The organism is Pseudomonas sp. CP-1 (assembly GCF_021213715.1).
Taxonomy (GTDB): Bacteria; Pseudomonadota; Gammaproteobacteria; order Pseudomonadales; family Pseudomonadaceae; genus Pseudomonas; species Pseudomonas aeruginosa.
Genome location: NZ_JAJQKY010000008.1, coordinates 1 through 16,998 on the forward strand (window position 1 = coordinate 1; position 16,998 = coordinate 16,998).

The following is a 16,998-nucleotide window of genomic DNA, read 5'->3' on the forward strand; positions in this document are numbered from 1 at the left end:
GGCGCCGCCGGCGAACTGGGTGATGCGGCCCGCATCACTCTGCCAAGGATCGACCTCGGCGCCGACGGCGAACTGGGTGATGCGGCCCGCATCACTCTGCCAGGTCCTGGCCGCGGCGCCGCCGGCGAACTGGGTGATGCGGCCCGCATCACTCTGCCCGGTCCTGGCCTCGGCGCCGCCGGCGAACTGGGTGATGCGGCCCGCATCACTCTGCCCGGTCCTGGCCTCGGCGCCGCCGGCGAACTGGGTGATGCGGCCCGCATCACTCTGCCCGGTCCTGGCCTCGGCGCCGCCGGCGAACTGGGTGATGCGGCCCGCATCACTCTGCCCGGTCCTGGCCTCGGCGCCGCCGGCGAACTGGGTGATGCGGCCCGCATCACTCTGCCCGGTCCTGGCCTCGGCGCCGCCGGCGAACTGGGTGATGCGGCCCGCATCACTCTGCCAGGTCCTGGCCTCGGCGCCGGCGGCGAGCTGGGTGGTGCGGCCCGCACCACTCTGCCAGGTCCTGGCCTCGGCGCCGCCGGCGAACTGGGTGATGCGGCCCGCATCACTATGAATGGCCTATCGACTTTACGGAGCTGCAGGAACTGAGCGAGCAGCTCGGCAAGCTCAAAAGTTGCGTCGACGTAGCGATAGACAACGCCCCTGAGGGGGCCAAGAGCTGAAGGAAGCCAACCTCCATGAGCCGCAAGCGGGATGATGATGAACCCGCACTGCCAGCGGAAATACCCCAGCAGCGAACCATGTATTTCCTACTGCGCGCTCCTACCCCGATCAGCACGATGTGGCCGAACCCCTTCCCTATAAAGGAACACTGCACCATGGCTGAAACCCATCGGCTTCAGATCGGCTCTCTCCGCAGCGATGTCGCCCTGACGCTTCACACCTATCACGCAGCCCGCATCTGGACAGGCCGGCAGAAGTCGGATGCCAAGCACAGCATCCTCGGCCTCTCCGGCTTCTGCGCCTACGTGAATCGCATGCACCGCGGGGCAGCACTGGACGATCCGTACTCCGATTGGTGGCTGGTTCAGATCGAAGAGAAAGTCGAGAGCTGCCAAGCCGCACTCAAGGCCATCGACCAGCGCCTGGATGACGTCATGGCCAAGCTGCCCGCGACCCTCGATATCTCCGAGAACTTGTCCGTCACACCGGTCAAGGTCCCGTTGTTCATCTCCAACCCTCTCGGCTTCAAGGCGGTCTATCTCTTGACCAACTATGACGAGCTCGCCCGCCGAATCCTGCTGGCCCAGCACGTCGGACTGGTTGGTCGCCGCGACATGGAGGTCTGGCTCGACGAAGGCGCGTCGGTGCTGCGCAGCCTCTTTGGTCTGGCCCAGAGCTACCAGTTCTCGGGCGCCACTCGCGACGACTTCGCCGCGAACAACGCTCGTGCCGAAGCCGCGCGGAAGATGTACGAGAAGTTCGGCGAGATCCCGCAGGACATCCTGGAAGGCTCCCGACGCTCGAACTTCGCTCCGCCGATCACCCGAGGCCGCTCTGACGGTGATGCCGATGATGACGCTGACCGTGTCGAGCTCGAGGACTGATCGGAATGCGGCAGCTCGATAAGGACCAGCAAGGCGCTCTGCAACAAAGTGCCTTCCGCCCACTGCAACAAACTGCCTTCCAGGCGCTGCAACACAGTGCCTCACTAAAAGGCCTTTTAAAGCCTTTTAAAGGTAAGGGGGAGCTGGCCCAGTTGGCGGAGCAGTGCGAAGTCCTGGAGCAGGGATTGCTTGAACTTGCCCAGCGATTGCTGGCCCAGGTTCGTCGCACGCCCTTCACTCTTCTGCCCGCCCGACTCATCGAGCAGCGCACATCCGCCCGCACCACCTTTCTTCGCTGGCAGCACATTGCAACCCGGCGGATGGGCGTCGGGGTGTGGGCGGAAATGCTGCGCCAGGACAAGACCCCGGAATACCTGCTGCAAGACCTCTACGAGATGGAGCTGCAGCGCATCACCCTCAACATGCAGATCAGCCTGATCCACTCCATCGGCAAGCAGGCCGCAGAGTGCGCGGAAAAGATGGGCCAGGCCGAGGCCGAGTTCATAGGCCGACTGCAGCAGAGTCAGACCCGCCCTGGTTCCGTGGGCATGTAGCTGTACCGCTCTACCTTCGACGAAACGATCACCAACGGAGAAACAGCATGAGCAACATCAGCAGCAAGACCGTTTCCAACACCAAAGGCCAGCCCTCCACCGAGGTCAGCGTCGAGATCACCGGCGGCAAGCCCACCACGACCAGTCTCGATGTCGCCAAGCATTTTCGGAAGCAGCACAAGGATGTACTCAAGAGCATTGCGAACCTGGAATGCTCATCTGAGTTTACACAGCGCAATTTTGCGCCGTGTACCCGACCTGGCTCCAACAACAAACCAGAGCCGTACTTCCGCATGACCCGCGACGGCTTCACCTTCCTCTGCATGGGATTCACCGGCAAGGAGGCCGCCCGCTGGAAGGAGGCCTACATCAACGCCTTCAACAAGATGGAACAGGCGCTCATCGAGCAACCTGAGATCCTCAGCCACAACCACCTGCTCCAGTTCGCCATCAAGACCCTCGACCTGATGCGCGATCACACCCTCGGCGAGCCGGCCCGCCCCAGGACAGAACAAGTCGTATGCAACTACCTGGCCGTCGAGTCCTTGGACGCGGCGACTCCTGAGCAGATCAAGCAGGCCCTGAACTTCCTCCAGGGTCAGATCATCGGTGAAGGTGTGGCCGCCAAGTCCTTGCCCAGCGTGGCCGGCTCTTCCATCGCCAAGGATCTGCTCTACGGCTTGCTGCGCTCCGCTCATGACGCGGAGCTGCTGTTCAATTCCCTCTACGACAGCGGCGTCGAAAAGCTGGCCAGCGAAGTGTTCAAGGAGCACATGGCCAACACCTTGGCTGCAACGTCTCGGCAAACCCGTGAACTGCTCGGGTACGTGGCCAGCCGCGCCACTCGCTCCCCCTTCAAACCACGCTCCACCCACTAACCCCCTACTCAACCGACTGGAGATTCATCATGGCTACCCCCGTCTTCTGGGAAGGCAACATCGGCTCGGCGCCGGAGCACCGCAGCTTCCCGAACGGCAACAATCCCCCGCGGCAGTTGCTGCGTCTCAACGTGATGTTCGACAACTCGATTCCCGATGGCCAGGGTGGCTACAAGGATCGCGGAGGCTTCTGGTGCAGCGTCGAGTGGTGGCATCAGGATGCCCAGCGTTTCGCCGAACTGTTCGCGAAAGGTATGCGCGTCAAGGTCGAAGGCCGGGCGATCATGGACCGCTGGCCCGACAAAGAGTCAGGCGAAGAAGTCCAGGCGCTGAAGGTCGAAGCCTCGCGCATTTCCATCCTTCCCCATCGCCTGGCCGAGGTCACCCTGTTGCCGTCGACCAATGGCCAGGCGACCCAGCATCAGCAGTCTCGGCAAGTGCCGCCGCAACCTACTCAGCAGGATGCGCACTCGCAGCAGGACTACGACAGCGCCTTCGACGACGACATCCCCATGTAGCAGGTGGCTTAATTTTTGGCCGCCCATTCGTGAAGCTGCGGGTGGCAAGCACTACTCGTCGCCGCCCGCAGCCTCTACAAAGACTCGCCCGACAGGAAATCCGCCATGAACAGGAAAGATGACCAAGCAGGTTCACATTGCCCAGAGCCGTTGACCAGGCCTCCCCTCAGCGCCGACGAGATCTCCGTACTGAAGTGCATGGCGCTTATGGAGGAAGAAGATCGAGCGACCTTCATCCGAATGGCTCAGCGCATTGCCGAAGCGACGGTGAAACGCCGGTCTTAATCTACCGCGCCCACTCGTGAAGTTGCAGGTGGCTAGAACCATTCTTCGCCGCCCGCAACATCGACAAGCATTCCAGCGACTGGAGCAACCAACATGATCAGTTATGCCGGAAACAGCTGATGAACCAGCATCCTTAATTTTGGCCGCCCGTTCGTGAAGTTGCTGGTGGCAAGAACTTCCGATTCGGGAATCTCGCTCAACATGAGGTGCCGTGTGTCAAAGAAAGCGACCGATACCGACAAGCTGGACGGACGACACTTCAACGATCCCCACCGGACTGTACGAGCTCTTGGCGCTGAGGCCGCGCGGAAAGGGCTACGGGTCTTCGACTGCCCCTACAGTCACCCTGCAATGCGGGCGTGCTGGCTGAAAGGGTTTGCCCAGGAGCAGCAACAGCAGCTCGACTTCTGATTGTCCCTGCCTTTCAATACCTCCCGAAAACTGCAACAACGCACCGTCCATTTCGCATTGTTGGCCCGCTCTCTTATCGCGACAGTTCAACCGACTGTTCCGAGAGATTCCGCCGATGCACCTTGTTATCATTGAAGCCCCGGGCAAGCTGAAAAAGCTGCGGTCCCTTCTCCCCTCCATTCGTCCCGACGTGACCTGGCAGGTCGAGGCGACAGCCGGCCACATCAGAGACCTCCCCGTTCACGGCCAGGATCCGCAGATGCTCACCGTCGGCGTGGGCCAGGATTTCAAACCGCACTACCAGATCCTCTCGGGCAAGGAAAAAACCGTCGCACGGCTGAAGGATCTGCAGCAGAAAGCTCTGGAGATCTACGTCGCATCCGACCCGGATCGGGAAGGCGAAAGCATCGGCTGGCACATACTCCAGGCTGCCGGGATCAAGAACTACAAGCGCGTTGCCTTCAAAGAGATCACCAAGTCATGCATCAGCGCCGAACTCAGCTCGCCGCGTCGCCTGGACCTCCCGAAGGTCGCCTCGCAGGAATGCCGTCGCGTCATCGATCGCCTGGTGGGGTATCTGGTCACGCCAGAGTTGCGGCGCGTGATGGGCAGGCCAACCACCGCCGGGCGCGTGCAGTCCGTCGCTGTGTACCTGGTGGTCCTGCGAGAGCGGGAGATTCGCGCCTTCACACCAATCAAGCATTTCGGGGTGGAACTGGCCTTCGTTTCGCCCAGCGACGGCCGCACCTGGAAGGCGGAGTGGGATCCAGTGCCCACGTTTGCCAGCAAGGAATTTCCGTATGTCCAGGATCGTCAACTCGCAGAACTGGTGGGGGCTATACGCAATGTGATCGTCGAGACCTGCATTGATGGCGAAGAAACCGATACGCCTCCGGCACCGTTCATCTCCTCTTCGCTCCAGATGGCCGCCGGGAATGCACTGAAGTGGTCACCCGACAAGACGATGAAGGTCGCCCAGCGGCTGTATGAACAGGGGCTCATCACTTACCACCGAACGGACAACCCCAATATTTCGAAGGACTCGATGCCGGATATCCGTGCTGTCGCCAAAGCCTTGGGGCTGAAGTGTGTAGAGCAACAGCGGATGTTCAAAGCGGACCAAGACGCCCAGGAAGGCCACCCCGCCATCACCCCTACCGACTGGATGGCCGCTTCCGCCGGTGAAACTGCTGATGAGCAGGCGCTGTACCAGCTCATTCGAGTTCGCGCGCTTGCCAGCCAGATCGAAGCGGCCGTGTACGCAGTGCGAACCATCACCCTCCTGGGCGTCGGCCCCGACAAAAAGCCGCTGCGCTTCGGCGCCAAAGGGAAGCTGTTGAACGTGCCTGGCTGGAGAAAACTGCTGCAGGGCGATGACGCCGAGGAGCAGAAGAACGAAACGCCCTCAAACCCAATCCCGGCGCTGGAGCCAGGCCAGATCCTCAAGGTCTACAGCGGCGAGGTCCTGGAGAAGAAAACCACCCCTCCCAAGCGATTTTCCGATGCCAGCCTGGTGGGCGAGATGAAGCGCCGAGGGATTGGTCGGCCATCCTCCTACGCCTCGATCGTGAAGAACATCATCGACAAGGGCCAGGTGCAGATGAAGGGCCGAAGCCTGATCCCCGGCGAGCTGGGCGAGGCCACCATAGCGCTCCTGGAGCACAACTTCAGCTTCCTCAGCCTCGACTTTACCCGCAACCTCGAGGTCGCCCTGGACCGGATCGCCAACAGCGAGGACACCTACATGAACGTGGTCCAGCAGTTCTACCAGCTCCTGCAGTCAGAGCTGCAGACACTCCGCGCGCTCCCCAGCGCACAGGACGAACCACGCGCAAGCTCCACCGCCAATGTCTCCTCGGCGCCGACCAGCGACTTCCTCTGCGGCAAGTGCGGTCTGCCCCTGGTCCGCCGCAAGAAAGCCGGCAAGGGCGGCTTCGACTTCTGGGGTTGCAGCGGCTATCGCAGCACCGGCTGCAAAGTCAGCTACCCCACCAAGGACGGCCAACCTGACTTCGACAACCCGCGCGGGCTATAGATAAATACATGAACATGCAGACCAGTACCGACAGGAACCTCAATTTCGACTTCGTGCGCAGGCAAGTCGAGCAACCGCCAGCATGGGCATCAGAGGTCCTGCTGTCGTGGGAGGAAGCCTACCCCCAGGAAAAGCACGCCTTCCTTCAAAGCCACTACTGGACCGAGACGGGATCGATCAATGTGTTCCGCGTCGTGGGTACCGACCGCAAAGACTACCGGGGAAGGTCCTGGCTCGACTTCCTCACTGGCGGCAAGCGAATGCAGCGAAACCTGCAGGCCTTGTTGGACAACCCGAGCTACTACCTGCAGCCAACGGAGCGCAGGCCCGCGATCCACTACAACACACTCGATGGCTTGAATTTCTATGTCGGCTCCGACGGCAACCACCGCACCTGTATTGCTCGATTCTTCCTGGCCGAGCAGCAGAAGAGCCAGCTCCACGACGTGACGCTCAACCACTACCAGGTCAACGACGCCTTCTACCGCCTGTACGGGCAACTCCGGCAACAGGTCCTGCTACAAGGGCTGCTTGTACAAGTTCATCCGGAGCGCGTGCAGTTGGGTCGGGAAGATACTGCAGGCTGGAAGATGGACACCTACCAGACCACATTGAACTGGTTGAACCTCAAGACCCAGGAGGAAATATCCCTGAACGAAGCCCAAGCGAGGGAGCAACTCATCGACCTCATTCGGAGAAAACCATCTGAAGAGCAACCGCGAGGCTGGAAGGCAAGGCTGAAATGTCTCATCTCAGACTGAGCTCGCGGTCAGACCTGCAAGAAAATTCAGGCCGCGTGGCCTGAACATTTCCCATCGATCCGAAGCACACCAACCGGCCACAGTGCTGCTCGCTTTCACAGGAGCATGCGCGTGGCACCACCCGATAGGACTTCCCCCACCGAGCCACTACAGGATCCATCCCTGGCCCGTTACAGCGAGCGGCAGCTCGCCGTTGCCAATACCTGGGCAACGCATTTCTCCCTCGCAGGGACAGCTCGAACCAAGTTCATCCGTCACTACCTGCGCAGCACCTCTACGACCAGGTGCTGGTGCATCACCGTCGCTGCGGATAATGGTGTGCGTTACACCATCATGCGCGCAGGGCCTCTGCTCCAGGTGTTCGACGGTCAACTGATCGGTGCGTGGGAATGCAATCCTGCCCATCGTATCCCTGCAAGCACGCCGTCCCCAGCCGGGGCGTTGAAGCTGCTACAGCGCCTTCAGACGTTCGACGACGCAGTTGCTGTACTCAGCTCGTACACCAAGCGAGCGCACGACCTAGCCACACAGATGGCCAGGGTCGATCTCGGACTTCAACGTCGCCTCGTGTATCCGAGCCACAGCAACAAGCGCTACTACGCACCAAGGCGCCAGTTCTACTTGAAGCAGATCGGAGCGGTCTTGCGAACCTTCAGACAGGCCGTGGACCAGAACCTGCTGTTCGCCATCCGCTCGGTTCGGTGCCTCTCGCCCCAGCTCTACAACTGGCTGGCTCAAGGCGACCAGAGGCGCCGGCTGCAAATGCTGAAGGCTCAGCCGATCTTGACGCCGCTACTGGTGGATTGCGAGGAGGGAGTCTGGCCCCACACGACGACCAACGACAACGGCGAGAGCATCCGCCATTTCCTTCCTTGCCCCTTTTCCCTGCTTGACAGTGAACGACCGCAGGCCACCACCATGCCATGCGACTGGTATCTCGATATGGGCCGTATTCTTGGGCAGGTCGCGGACGAAGGGATTTCGGTCATCAACTTTTTCGCCTGGCTATTTCAGGCGCCGCGGGCCTCGATTCGATTTCTTAGTCACGTCAGTCCTGGCCGTGCGGGAGGAGCTCTCTTCCATCGCAAACGGGAAGGCCGACATTCGGGATGGCATGCTCTCCTACTGGCAGCATCGCTTGGTAACCGGCGGCCGATCACTCGCGCTCAATGGACAGCATTCTATGCAGCCTACAATGCGATCCCCTGGCAAATTCACAATGCCAAGCCCGACTACAACCGTCTCTTCAACGGCTGCCCGTCGGATTGGCAGGATCCGGCATGGCTTGCAATCACTGCACGGCTGAGCGACATCAAGGAGTTCTATTCCGCCCTCGGCCAGGGGAACTCACAGGTTGTTCGGCAGGCGCGCAGCGCCCTGAAAGCGTATCTGGGTCATTGTACCTACCGACAGGCTGGCAACCTGGTGGACGACTACCACCAAGTCCAGAGGGAGCTCCGTGCCGCAGTGCAGAGCAGCCTGCCCGATCTGGTCGACACCGACGAGTACACCACCTGGGAGGGAATGCTGCCTGTCGGCCTTATCGCTTGCCCCAATGGCCTGCAGATCGTCGAGCTCCGCTGCCCTGCCGATCTCTATGCCGAACATATCGCGCTGGCCCATTGCATCGATAGCTACGACCAGGCCGCCTACCGAGGAGACTGCCGACTGCTCTCAGTACGTGAGGCTGGCCGTCCACTGGCCTCTGCCGAATTGGAGCTCAGGCGTGAACATGGCGAGCCTCTAGGTAGGCCCTGGAATCCCCAGCACCTTTCCACGGTGCAATTGCGCGAATTCGATAATGCCCCCGTGCCGGCCGACTCCCCTGCCGGCCAAGCATACCGCTGGTTCATGGAACGGATTCGCTCTGGAGCCATAGCGACGAACCTGAACTGGCCCGACATGACCGTCCACATGACGCGCTTCGCCAATGGTCGCTGGAAGGCGGGCCTCGCCGAAGCCACGGCGAAGTGGCTGCTCACTCGGTTGGAAGACCGATGAGCCGTCCACGTCTGGTCAACCGTACCTCCGCGACTCCTTCGACGCTTCTGCAGCGGGCTATCTTCGACGGCTACGACTTCGGCTTGAAGATCCCCTACATCGCAGGCAGCAACCGCGCGCTGCTGGAACTGTCCGGCTTCTTCATCAGCGCCCGGGAGCATCCGTTGCACCGCTACTGGCGGGTCCCCAAGGGCAAGTTACTGCCCGAACTGGACTCGCTGTACAACCGACTCGCCGAGCTCGCTGGAGGCCTCCACTCACAGTCCTGGCGGGACTTCAGCGGCATGGTCGAATCTGCACAGGCCTCGCTTGACCGACAGGCCTTCACCTGGGGTTTGCTGCTGCGCATCGCGCCGCTGGCCGAGGGCGGCGTCTTGCTGTCAGGCGAGTTCCATCCCGGTGTGGTGGCGGTGGCTCGGCGGATGCGCGGGGTGTTCCTGCGCCCATCGAGCTCCTGGCGCATCGACGCCACAACTGAGCTGCTCCGCAGCAACCTGATCCTGGAGCTTGGCCTCGCCGAGGAACAATTCGAGATCCTGGATACTGTCCAGGAGCTGCTCAGCGACGGTAGCTTCGCGCCGGCGACCGAGCTGCCCAGCATGAGCATCGGCGGTCCACAGCAGGAACCGGCAGCGCCATCCCTGGAGGACGAGTCAGCTTGTGACATCTACCTCGCCGCGGTGCCAGAGATCGAGCGCACCGAGTACAGCTCGGCTGATATCGAGGCGGCGCTTCAGGGCTACTCGCTACTGGCCCACCAGCCTGCCGGCATCGCTCACCTGCTGCAGAGAACCAGCGCCCTGTTGGCCGACGACATGGGATTGGGCAAGACCCGCCAGGCGGTCATCGCCGCTTCGATCCGAGCGGCGGGCAGGCCAATTCTGGTCATCACCCTGGCCACCCTGTTGATCAATTGGCAGCGCGAAATCCAGGAGGTCTATCCCTCGGCCACCGTGGCCATCCAGCAGGACAACCCAGAGGCGCAGTGGCTCCTGGTCAACTACGAGCAGTTGAGCCCATTCGTCGCCAACGCTTCGCGCTTCGCCGTGATGGTCATCGACGAGGCGCAGCGGATGAAGGAACCGACGGCACAATGCACGCGGCATGGTTTCGACATTGCCGCCCAAGTGCCGAACCGCTACCTGCTTACCGGCACGCCGGTGCTCAACCGTGAAACCGAGCTGCACACCCTGCTGCGCCTCTCAGGCCACCCCATCGGCCAACTGCCGCTGAAAGAGTTCTGCGACCGTTTCGCCGGCAACCCGGAGTTCCGCCAGAGTCTGCGGGCGGAGCTGGGTGACTGGATGCTGCGCAGGCGCAAAGATGTGCTGCCCAGCCTCAAGGGCAAGCAGCGGCAGTTGCTGAAGGTGGCCCTCTCCACCGAGGAACGCCAGCAATACGACGTGCTGCGTCTCGAGGACCGACCGGTCTTCGCGCGACTCGGCGCGCTGCGGCGTTACCTGGAAACGGTGAAGGTTCGCGTGGCGATGGACCTGTTGAGCGAGCTCGACGCCGAGGACAAGGTGATCCTGTTCTGCGAGTTCAAGCCGACCGTGGCTGCGCTGAAAGAACTCTGCGAGCAGGCCGGGCACGGCTGCGTCACGCTGGTGGGCAATGACTCGCTCACCAAGCGGCAGAAAGCGATCGATCGCTTCCAGCAGGATCCCGACTGCCGGGTGTTCATCTGCACCACGGCGGCCGCCGGGACGGGCAACAACCTCACTGCGGCGAACTACGTGTTTTTCCTCGGTCTGCCCTGGACTCCCGGTCAGCAGGAACAAGCCGAGGACCGCGCGTACCGCAACGGCCAGCTCCGCATGGTGGTGGTGAAGATCCCACTGGTCGAGGGCACGATCGACGAGCAGCTGTGGCAACTGCTCAACGCGAAACGCCAGGTTGCCCAGGACCTCATCGAGCCCGAGCAGGTCGACGGAAACCGTGCGCTTTTGGCCGCAAGCCTTGCCGAACGCTGATTACTCGGGTTGAACCAGCCGCTGATGGACACAGTAAAAAACTACTCGCACCAACCGAGCACTTCCTGCTGCAACACGGAGGAGCAGGAAGCAAGCTCGATCACAACGACACGACTGTTCAGCAGGAGATGCCCCAAAAATGAGATTCGAGCAGCCCTCACCGACTATCGACTACAGAAGAAATATGGTGCTGCAAGCGTTGCTGAAGATCGAGGCGCTCTACGAGCTCGCACATGCCGCCTCTCCAGAGCTGCTAGCGAACATTAAGGAAACGCTGGCCGACCCAGATAGACTTTGCGAAATGGCGACAGCAATCGCCTTATATTACCTTCACCGGGAACCTACAGTTCCAGCGCTATACATGGAACTCGTCGAGGATGAAGTTGCACGCTACCCCTTCACCTATGACGAGATAGAGTCAGTGATGGATTCAAAGATTAGGGAAGTCCTATTCCCTAGGTATGAGCGATACCACGATACATGAGTGAGCCCAGCAACTCGATTCACCAGTGATAGCCAAGGATCGGGAGAGAGAACTCTAACTGGACGAGTTCTCACTGAGCATGCGGGCGGGCGGTCAGATCAACTCCCAGAGCTCGCATTACTGCCAGCATGGTTTTCAATGTAGGGTTCCCGCGCTCACTAAACGATTTGTAAAGCTGCTCCCTGGCCAAACCCGTTTCCTTGGCCAACTCCGTCATCCCCTTGGCGCGGGCCACGACTCCCATAGCCTTAGCGATATAGGCGGTGTCTCCAGTATCCAAAGCGTCTGCGATGAACAGAGCCATGGCCTCCGGGCTGTCCAGCGCTTGCGCGGGGTCATAATCATAGATTTGCTCGGTCATTGCGGCCTCCACTCATTTGCCAGGCGTTTCGCCATTTCTATATCCCTGGCCTGGCTGCTCTTGTCTCCACCACATAGCAGGATGACGATTTCCGTCCCGCGCTGCTGGAAGTACACCCGATAGCCTGGGCCATAGTGAATCCTCAACTCGCTCACACCCTGGCCGACTGGTGACACATCGCCGGGTAGTCCATTCGCCAATCGGAAGATACGGGCGGCGATCACGGCCTTTGCCCGCCGATCCTTTAGCTTGCTTTCCCATGCCATGAAAGTGGCGGTTTGTTTGACTTCAACCATGGGTCAACTGTGACTTATAAATCACAAACAGTCAATCGCACGCAGCCTTAGTACACGCTTTGTTCCAAATTCTGTTGGCTCCCCTTGAAGCACAGTCCTTCGGGTGGGCAAAAGAAATCCCCTCCCTTGGTACCGAGTATTTCCTGCTGAGGCATGGCGAATGGCCTGCCACTGTGTGCCCCATCATCAAAGGGGGCCTCAATGACCAGGCAGTTGACCACTCTCACGCTGTGCCTGCTGCTCGCCAACTGCACGACCCACAAGGCTGAGCCGGCCAGGCCCGCCTTCGACAGCAGCCGCAATCCAGACCTGCTCTCACCGGACCTGTACCCGAATGGCGTACAGCCGGAGAAGGAGCCCGTCGTGCGCTACGGGCGCTACACCCTGGTCAGCACCCAGCCGGACGCTGGCCAGCGCGACCTGATGGCACAAATTATCGACGTGACCATCCCGTCGAGCATGAACCCGAGCGTCAAGGACGCCATGCAGTACGTGATGAGCCGCTCAGGTTACTCGCTGTGCCCGGCAGACGCCGGTCATGTGAACATCCTCTACACCCGGCCGCTGCCGGCAGCTCAGTACAAGCTCGGGCCGATGACCCTGCGCAACACCCTCCAGGTCCTCTCCGGCCCAGCCTGGCAGGTGAAGGTCGACGAAGTCGCGCGGCAGGTCTGCTTCGTGCTGCGCCCGGGCTATCAGCTTCCGCCGGCACCGAGGCCGAAACCGGTCCAGCAACTGTATGCGAAGCCCGCTGCCACAACTCCAGCGGCGGTAGCGCAACCCTCCTCCATGGAAAAAGTCAGCACGCTGGAGTCGCCCGTCGTGGTCGCCTCGGTGCCAACGCCGGCGCCGATCACAACCAGCCCCGCTCCGACCAAGAAGCCTGAATCCACCACTGTGCTCCCCCCAGCCGCACCGGCCAAGGATGGCCCCCCCTCTTCTCCTCCCGCGGCTTCGGCACCGATCAAGCCCCTGGCTTCCGCCGTGAAGTCCATGCCGCCCACTCCGGCCGTGGCTTCCGCCCCTCCGGTCAAGGTGCTCACGCCAGCGGAGCCGAGCCGGCAGTTGGCACAGTCCTGGTCAGCCGAGACGGGATCAACCCTGCGCGACACCTTGGAAGCCTGGGCAAAGCGCGCACGCTGGACGGTCCGCTGGGAGCCGCTGGATCTCAACTATCCGATCGAAGCTCCTCTGACCTTCCACGGCTCCTTCGAGGACGCGGTATCCGAGCTGTTCCCGCTGTATGACGCTGCCGAACGACCCTTCCTGGTGAACGCCAGCCGGCCGCAGTCCCTGATCATCATCAAGGAGCGCAAGAACTGATGCGTGCCCCCCTGAAGAACCTCTTGCCTTGCCTCCTGATCCCCGCGCTGGCCAGTTGTTCGGTCACACGGGTGAACGAGTCGGCGGATCGTGTCGAAGCTACGGCAAATTCCGCGTCGACGATCGCAGCACAGATGCGCAACACCCGACCGGATCGCCGCGATACGGTGGTGTTCTCCGACAAACCCTGGGTCAGCACGAAACCCCTGAGCGTTTCGCACACTTTGTCCAGTGACTGCCTCGTGACGTGGCGCCCTGCAGGCGCAGCGTCGCTGCAGGAGGCCGCCCAGGAAGTCATCAACCAATGCCACCTGGCGGTCAGTATCACGCCCGACGCGCTGAACCCGGCCGCTTTCGCGCTGCAACCTCAGCAGCGCGCGAGCAACGCCCCGCCGCCCATCCAAGGCGGCCAGGACATGGCCACCATGCTGTTTCCTGCCTCCGTCGCCAACGGCATGTCCCTCGGTGCCGGCGACAGCATGGGGTCGAGCTTCGGGTCCTACGGCCCGCGGTCGCTGTACAACATCAAATGGAACGGCAAGGTCAGCGGATTCCTCGATCTCATCGCCGCCCGCGCCGGCGTGTCCTGGCGCTACAACCCAACCGAGAAACGGGTCGAGTTCTACTACCTGGACACTCGGACCTTCCGCATCTACGCCTTCGACGACGTCAACACGGTGGACTCCACCGTGCGTTCTGGTATGACGACGGCCGCCGGCATCAGCGGGGATGGCTCCGGATCCACTGGGCAGAATGGCAGCTCCGGCATCAGCGGCGACTCCGGCAGCAAGCAGACCACCAGCTCTGAGCTGAAGACCTCGATCCTCAGCGACATAGAAAACAGCATCAACTCGATGCTGACGCCGAGCATGGGACGCATGTCGCTGTCGCGTGCCACGGGCACCCTGACCGTTACCGACCGACCAGAGGTCCTCAACCGTGTCCAGCAGCTGGTCAACCGGGAGAACGAGAGCATCACCAAGCAGGTGCTGCTGAACGTCAACGTGCTCTCGGTCGCCCTGACCGACAAGGATCAACTGGGGATCGACTGGAACCTGGTCTACAAGTCGCTCAACAACAAGTGGGGCATCGGCCTGAAGAACACCATGCCGGGCATCGATCAAAGCGCGATCTCCGGCTCCGTGAGCATCCTGGATACCGCCAACAGTGCCTGGGCAGGATCCAAGGCCATGGTCCAGGCGCTGGCCCAGCAGGGTCGCGTCTCGACCGTCCGCTCCCCGTCCGTGACCACGCTCAACCTCCAGTCGGCGCCGATCCAGATCGGCCGCTACGACAGCTACCTGGCCTCCAGCCAGATCTCCAACGTCGCCCAGGTCGGCAGTACCACCTCGCTGATCCCGGGCGCCGTGACCAGCGGCTACAACATGAGCCTGCTGCCGTTCGTGATGGAAAGCGGCGAGATGCTGCTGAAGATCAACATCAACATGACCTCCCGGCCGACGTTCGAAATGCAGACCAGCGGGGACTCCAAAGCCCAGTTCCCGAGCTACGACATCCAGCTGTTCGACCAGAAGGTACGCCTGCGCAGCGGCGAGACCTTGGTGCTCTCCGGCTTCGACCAGACCACCGAGGATACCAACAAGGTCGGCACCGGCGACGCCGGATTCTTCGGCCTTGGCGGCGGGCTGACCCGCAATACCAAACGCGAGGTCATCGTGGTGCTGATCACCCCCGTCGTGCTGGGCTGAACCATGGAGAAGCCTGACATCGGTAGCCGTGGACCAGACGTCTCGATCCTGAGCTACCACGGCAACAAGTTCGTCAGCGGCCTATTCTGGCGGCCGCTGTCCAGCCAGCGTCAGTACATGAAGGAAGCGCGCAAGCTGGGCAAGGAAGAGCATCTGGACATCGTTGCCATCCGCCATTCGCCAACAGTGATCCAGGCCGGCTTCGTTTCGAAGTCGCAAGGCGCAGTCAAGGGCATGTACTCCCTGGCCTCGGCGCTTTCAGGCCAGTTCGAAGGCGACTTCCTGGCCTGCTGGAAGGTCGACGAGGACCGCTACGCACTGGTCGCCACGCTCGATGGCGCGATCGTCCCCGGCCAGGACCTGGTCACCACCTTCGACGAAGCCAGGGACCGGATCAGGAAGCTCTCTACGCGCGGCGTGCTTCGAAACGCACAGGTCTTCGTTCCCGAAGGATTCGATTTCCCCGTCAAGGACTTCGACATCGAGGAATTGCTCGCGCCGAAGCGCCTGCGGCGCGACTACCGCCTCCGGCAACTCACCTTCGGCTTGTCCGCCAGGGAGTGGACGGCAGTGGCCCTGCTCGGTTGCTTGGTAGGCGGGTCGCTAACCGCCTACTACCTATGGAATGCCCACCAGCAAGAGCTCGCCAGACAAGCCGCGCTCCTCGAGGAGCAGAGGCGCCTCGCCGAGCTGGCCGAGAAGAACGCCCAGGCCAAGCAGCCGCTGGACCTGGCGTCATTGCAGAAGCCTTGGACGCTCATGCCTGACCTCGAGGACATGCTACGCGCCTGTAGCAAGGCAACGGGGGTACTGTCGCTGTCGATCCAGGGCTGGCTCTTCGAATCCAGCAAGTGCGACGGCAGGGTCCTGGTCGCCACCTACCACCGTACCGGCAACAGCACGGCAGCCGACCTGACAGCGGCCAGCCAGCACCTGTTCGCCGACCGCCCCGCCTTCGTCATCGACAACGGCAACACCGCGGCCCTGAAAGTTGACCTGAAAGTCGCCATCGGTAGCGATGAGCCGCTGCAGCCAGCCGACGACGCGCTGCAGGCGCTCACCAGCCATCTGTACCGTCAGGGTGTCGAGCCCAAGCTGTCGATCAGCCAGGAGACAACTCCGCCCCTTCCTGGCGCGGAAGCGGCGACGGAGCAGCAAGTGGTGTTGCCCTCCTGGAAGAAATTCACCTTCAGCGCCCAGACCAGGCTCCCGGCAGACCTGACCTTCCAGGGGCTGCCCGCCGCCGGGGTCCGCATTACCAACCTCGAAACCACGCTCAAGGACAGCCAGTTGGACTGGACTGTCACAGGAGAAATCTATGCGAACTGAGCCGATCGGCATGGCCGTGGCCGTGCTCTTCCTCCTCGCGTCCGGCCAGGCCTGCGCCGGCACCGTTGGCGAACTGGCGGAGATCCAGGCCCAGGCCATCCTCACCGAGGCCAAGGTACGTCTGGCCACGGCGCAGCGGCAACTGGAGGGCAAAGGCGAAACCGGCCAGGTCGTCAGCGCCCAGGGGCAGACGTTCGCCATGCCGGTGCCGGCGGCGCCGCCGACGATCACGCAGCCGGTTCCGCCGGTGGTGCGGACCATCTACGGCGCCGGCGGCAAGATGACTGCCACATTCTTGTTCCCGGGCGGGTACGAGGTGGACGCCGCCAGCGGCGCGGAGCTGCCGGGCAACTACCGCGTCGAGTCAATCTCGCTGGACCAGGTCGTGCTCACCGACAAGGACGGCAACCGCGTGCCCGTGGGCTTCTCCAGCGTTGCCCCGACCCAAGCCGCCTCCTCGGCCCAAGGCGCCTCGGTTCCGCCGGCGCTACCCGGGGCTGTACCGCAGCCGTTCATCCAGTAGGCACCGC

17 protein-coding genes are annotated in these 16,998 nt (G+C 62.0%); 15 read left to right on the forward strand and 2 right to left on the reverse strand.

Translation table 11 applies throughout. The features are described from left to right. The 11 genes from LT948_RS17015 to LT948_RS17065 all read left to right on the forward strand — a co-directional run. Positions 1-591, forward strand: a 591-nt coding sequence (locus LT948_RS17015; RefSeq protein ID WP_332367340.1) for a hypothetical protein, incomplete at its 5' end; no start/stop codon positions are given. A gap of 230 nt (positions 592-821) precedes the next feature. Further along, positions 822-1,550 (forward strand): PFL_4669 family integrating conjugative element protein, encoded by a 729-nt coding sequence (locus LT948_RS17020; RefSeq protein WP_004347973.1) that lies wholly within the window; start codon positions 822-824, stop codon positions 1,548-1,550. Positions 1,551-1,555: 5 nt separating this feature from the next. After that, positions 1,556-2,104, forward strand: a complete 549-nt coding sequence (locus LT948_RS17025; RefSeq protein WP_023104902.1) for a DUF3158 family protein — start codon at positions 1,556-1,558, stop codon at positions 2,102-2,104. A 47-nt stretch (positions 2,105-2,151) separates the two neighbouring features. Then, entirely contained in the window at positions 2,152-2,982 is an 831-nt protein-coding gene (locus LT948_RS17030) for a Rha family transcriptional regulator (protein ID WP_023104903.1), read from the forward strand. A 29-nt stretch (positions 2,983-3,011) separates the two neighbouring features. Further along, complete coding sequence (locus tag LT948_RS17035; protein WP_023104904.1) at positions 3,012-3,500, forward strand: single-stranded DNA-binding protein; 489 nt, start codon at positions 3,012-3,014, stop codon at positions 3,498-3,500. Between the two features lie 498 nt (positions 3,501-3,998). Further along, positions 3,999-4,196 carry an ICE-associated protein CrpP gene (crpP, locus tag LT948_RS17040; RefSeq protein ID WP_079278478.1) on the forward strand — a complete coding sequence of 66 codons (198 nt, stop codon included), beginning with the start codon at positions 3,999-4,001 and terminating at the stop codon, positions 4,194-4,196. Between the two features lie 115 nt (positions 4,197-4,311). After that, positions 4,312-6,231 carry a type I DNA topoisomerase gene (topA, locus tag LT948_RS17045; protein WP_034036278.1) on the forward strand — a complete coding sequence of 640 codons (1,920 nt, stop codon included), beginning with the start codon at positions 4,312-4,314 and terminating at the stop codon, positions 6,229-6,231. Positions 6,232-6,239: 8 nt separating this feature from the next. After that, positions 6,240-6,992: a hypothetical protein gene (locus tag LT948_RS17050; RefSeq protein WP_023104908.1), complete on the forward strand. Its 753-nt coding sequence runs from the start codon at positions 6,240-6,242 to the stop codon at positions 6,990-6,992. A 105-nt stretch (positions 6,993-7,097) separates the two neighbouring features. Further along, the gene (locus LT948_RS17055; protein ID WP_232197106.1) at positions 7,098-8,993 is read left to right on the forward strand and encodes a hypothetical protein; all 1,896 of its coding nucleotides are present in this window, start codon (positions 7,098-7,100) and stop codon (positions 8,991-8,993) included. Beyond that, positions 8,990-10,966 (forward strand): DEAD/DEAH box helicase, encoded by a 1,977-nt coding sequence (locus LT948_RS17060; protein ID WP_023104164.1) that lies wholly within the window; start codon positions 8,990-8,992, stop codon positions 10,964-10,966. The genes LT948_RS17055 and LT948_RS17060 overlap by 4 nt, the downstream gene beginning before the upstream one ends. A 139-nt stretch (positions 10,967-11,105) precedes the next feature. Beyond that, positions 11,106-11,450, forward strand: a complete 345-nt coding sequence (locus LT948_RS17065) for a hypothetical protein (protein ID WP_031628172.1) — start codon at positions 11,106-11,108, stop codon at positions 11,448-11,450. A 70-nt stretch (positions 11,451-11,520) separates the two neighbouring features. Here the strand turns inward: LT948_RS17065 and LT948_RS17070 are convergent, their stop codons facing one another. Then, entirely contained in the window at positions 11,521-11,811 is a 291-nt protein-coding gene (locus LT948_RS17070) for an addiction module antidote protein (RefSeq protein ID WP_003448662.1), read from the reverse strand. Continuing rightward, on the reverse strand, positions 11,808-12,107 hold the full coding sequence (locus LT948_RS17075; protein ID WP_003120987.1) for a type II toxin-antitoxin system RelE/ParE family toxin: 300 nt from the start codon (positions 12,105-12,107) through the stop codon (positions 11,808-11,810). Before LT948_RS17075 ends, LT948_RS17070 begins: the two co-directional genes overlap by 4 nt. Positions 12,108-12,308: 201 nt before the next feature. Between LT948_RS17075 and pilL2 the strand changes: the two genes are divergently transcribed. Genes pilL2 through pilP form a run of 4 tightly spaced genes read left to right on the forward strand, consistent with a single transcriptional unit; the run spans position 12,309 to position 16,991 of the window. Then, positions 12,309-13,430, forward strand: a complete 1,122-nt coding sequence (gene pilL2 / locus LT948_RS17080) for a PFGI-1 class ICE element type IV pilus protein PilL2 (RefSeq protein WP_034036277.1) — start codon at positions 12,309-12,311, stop codon at positions 13,428-13,430. Then, complete coding sequence (gene pilN, locus LT948_RS17085; RefSeq protein ID WP_023104162.1) at positions 13,430-15,139, forward strand: PilN family type IVB pilus formation outer membrane protein; 1,710 nt, start codon at positions 13,430-13,432, stop codon at positions 15,137-15,139. Before pilL2 ends, pilN begins: the two co-directional genes overlap by 1 nt. A 3-nt stretch (positions 15,140-15,142) precedes the next feature. Further along, positions 15,143-16,468, forward strand: coding sequence for a type 4b pilus protein PilO2 (gene pilO2, locus LT948_RS17090; protein WP_003099758.1), 1,326 nt, complete (start codon positions 15,143-15,145; stop codon positions 16,466-16,468). After that, positions 16,458-16,991: a type IV pilus biogenesis protein PilP gene (gene pilP, locus LT948_RS17095; RefSeq protein WP_023094340.1), complete on the forward strand. Its 534-nt coding sequence runs from the start codon at positions 16,458-16,460 to the stop codon at positions 16,989-16,991. The genes pilO2 and pilP overlap by 11 nt, the downstream gene beginning before the upstream one ends. Positions 16,992-16,998 lie beyond the last annotated feature (7 nt).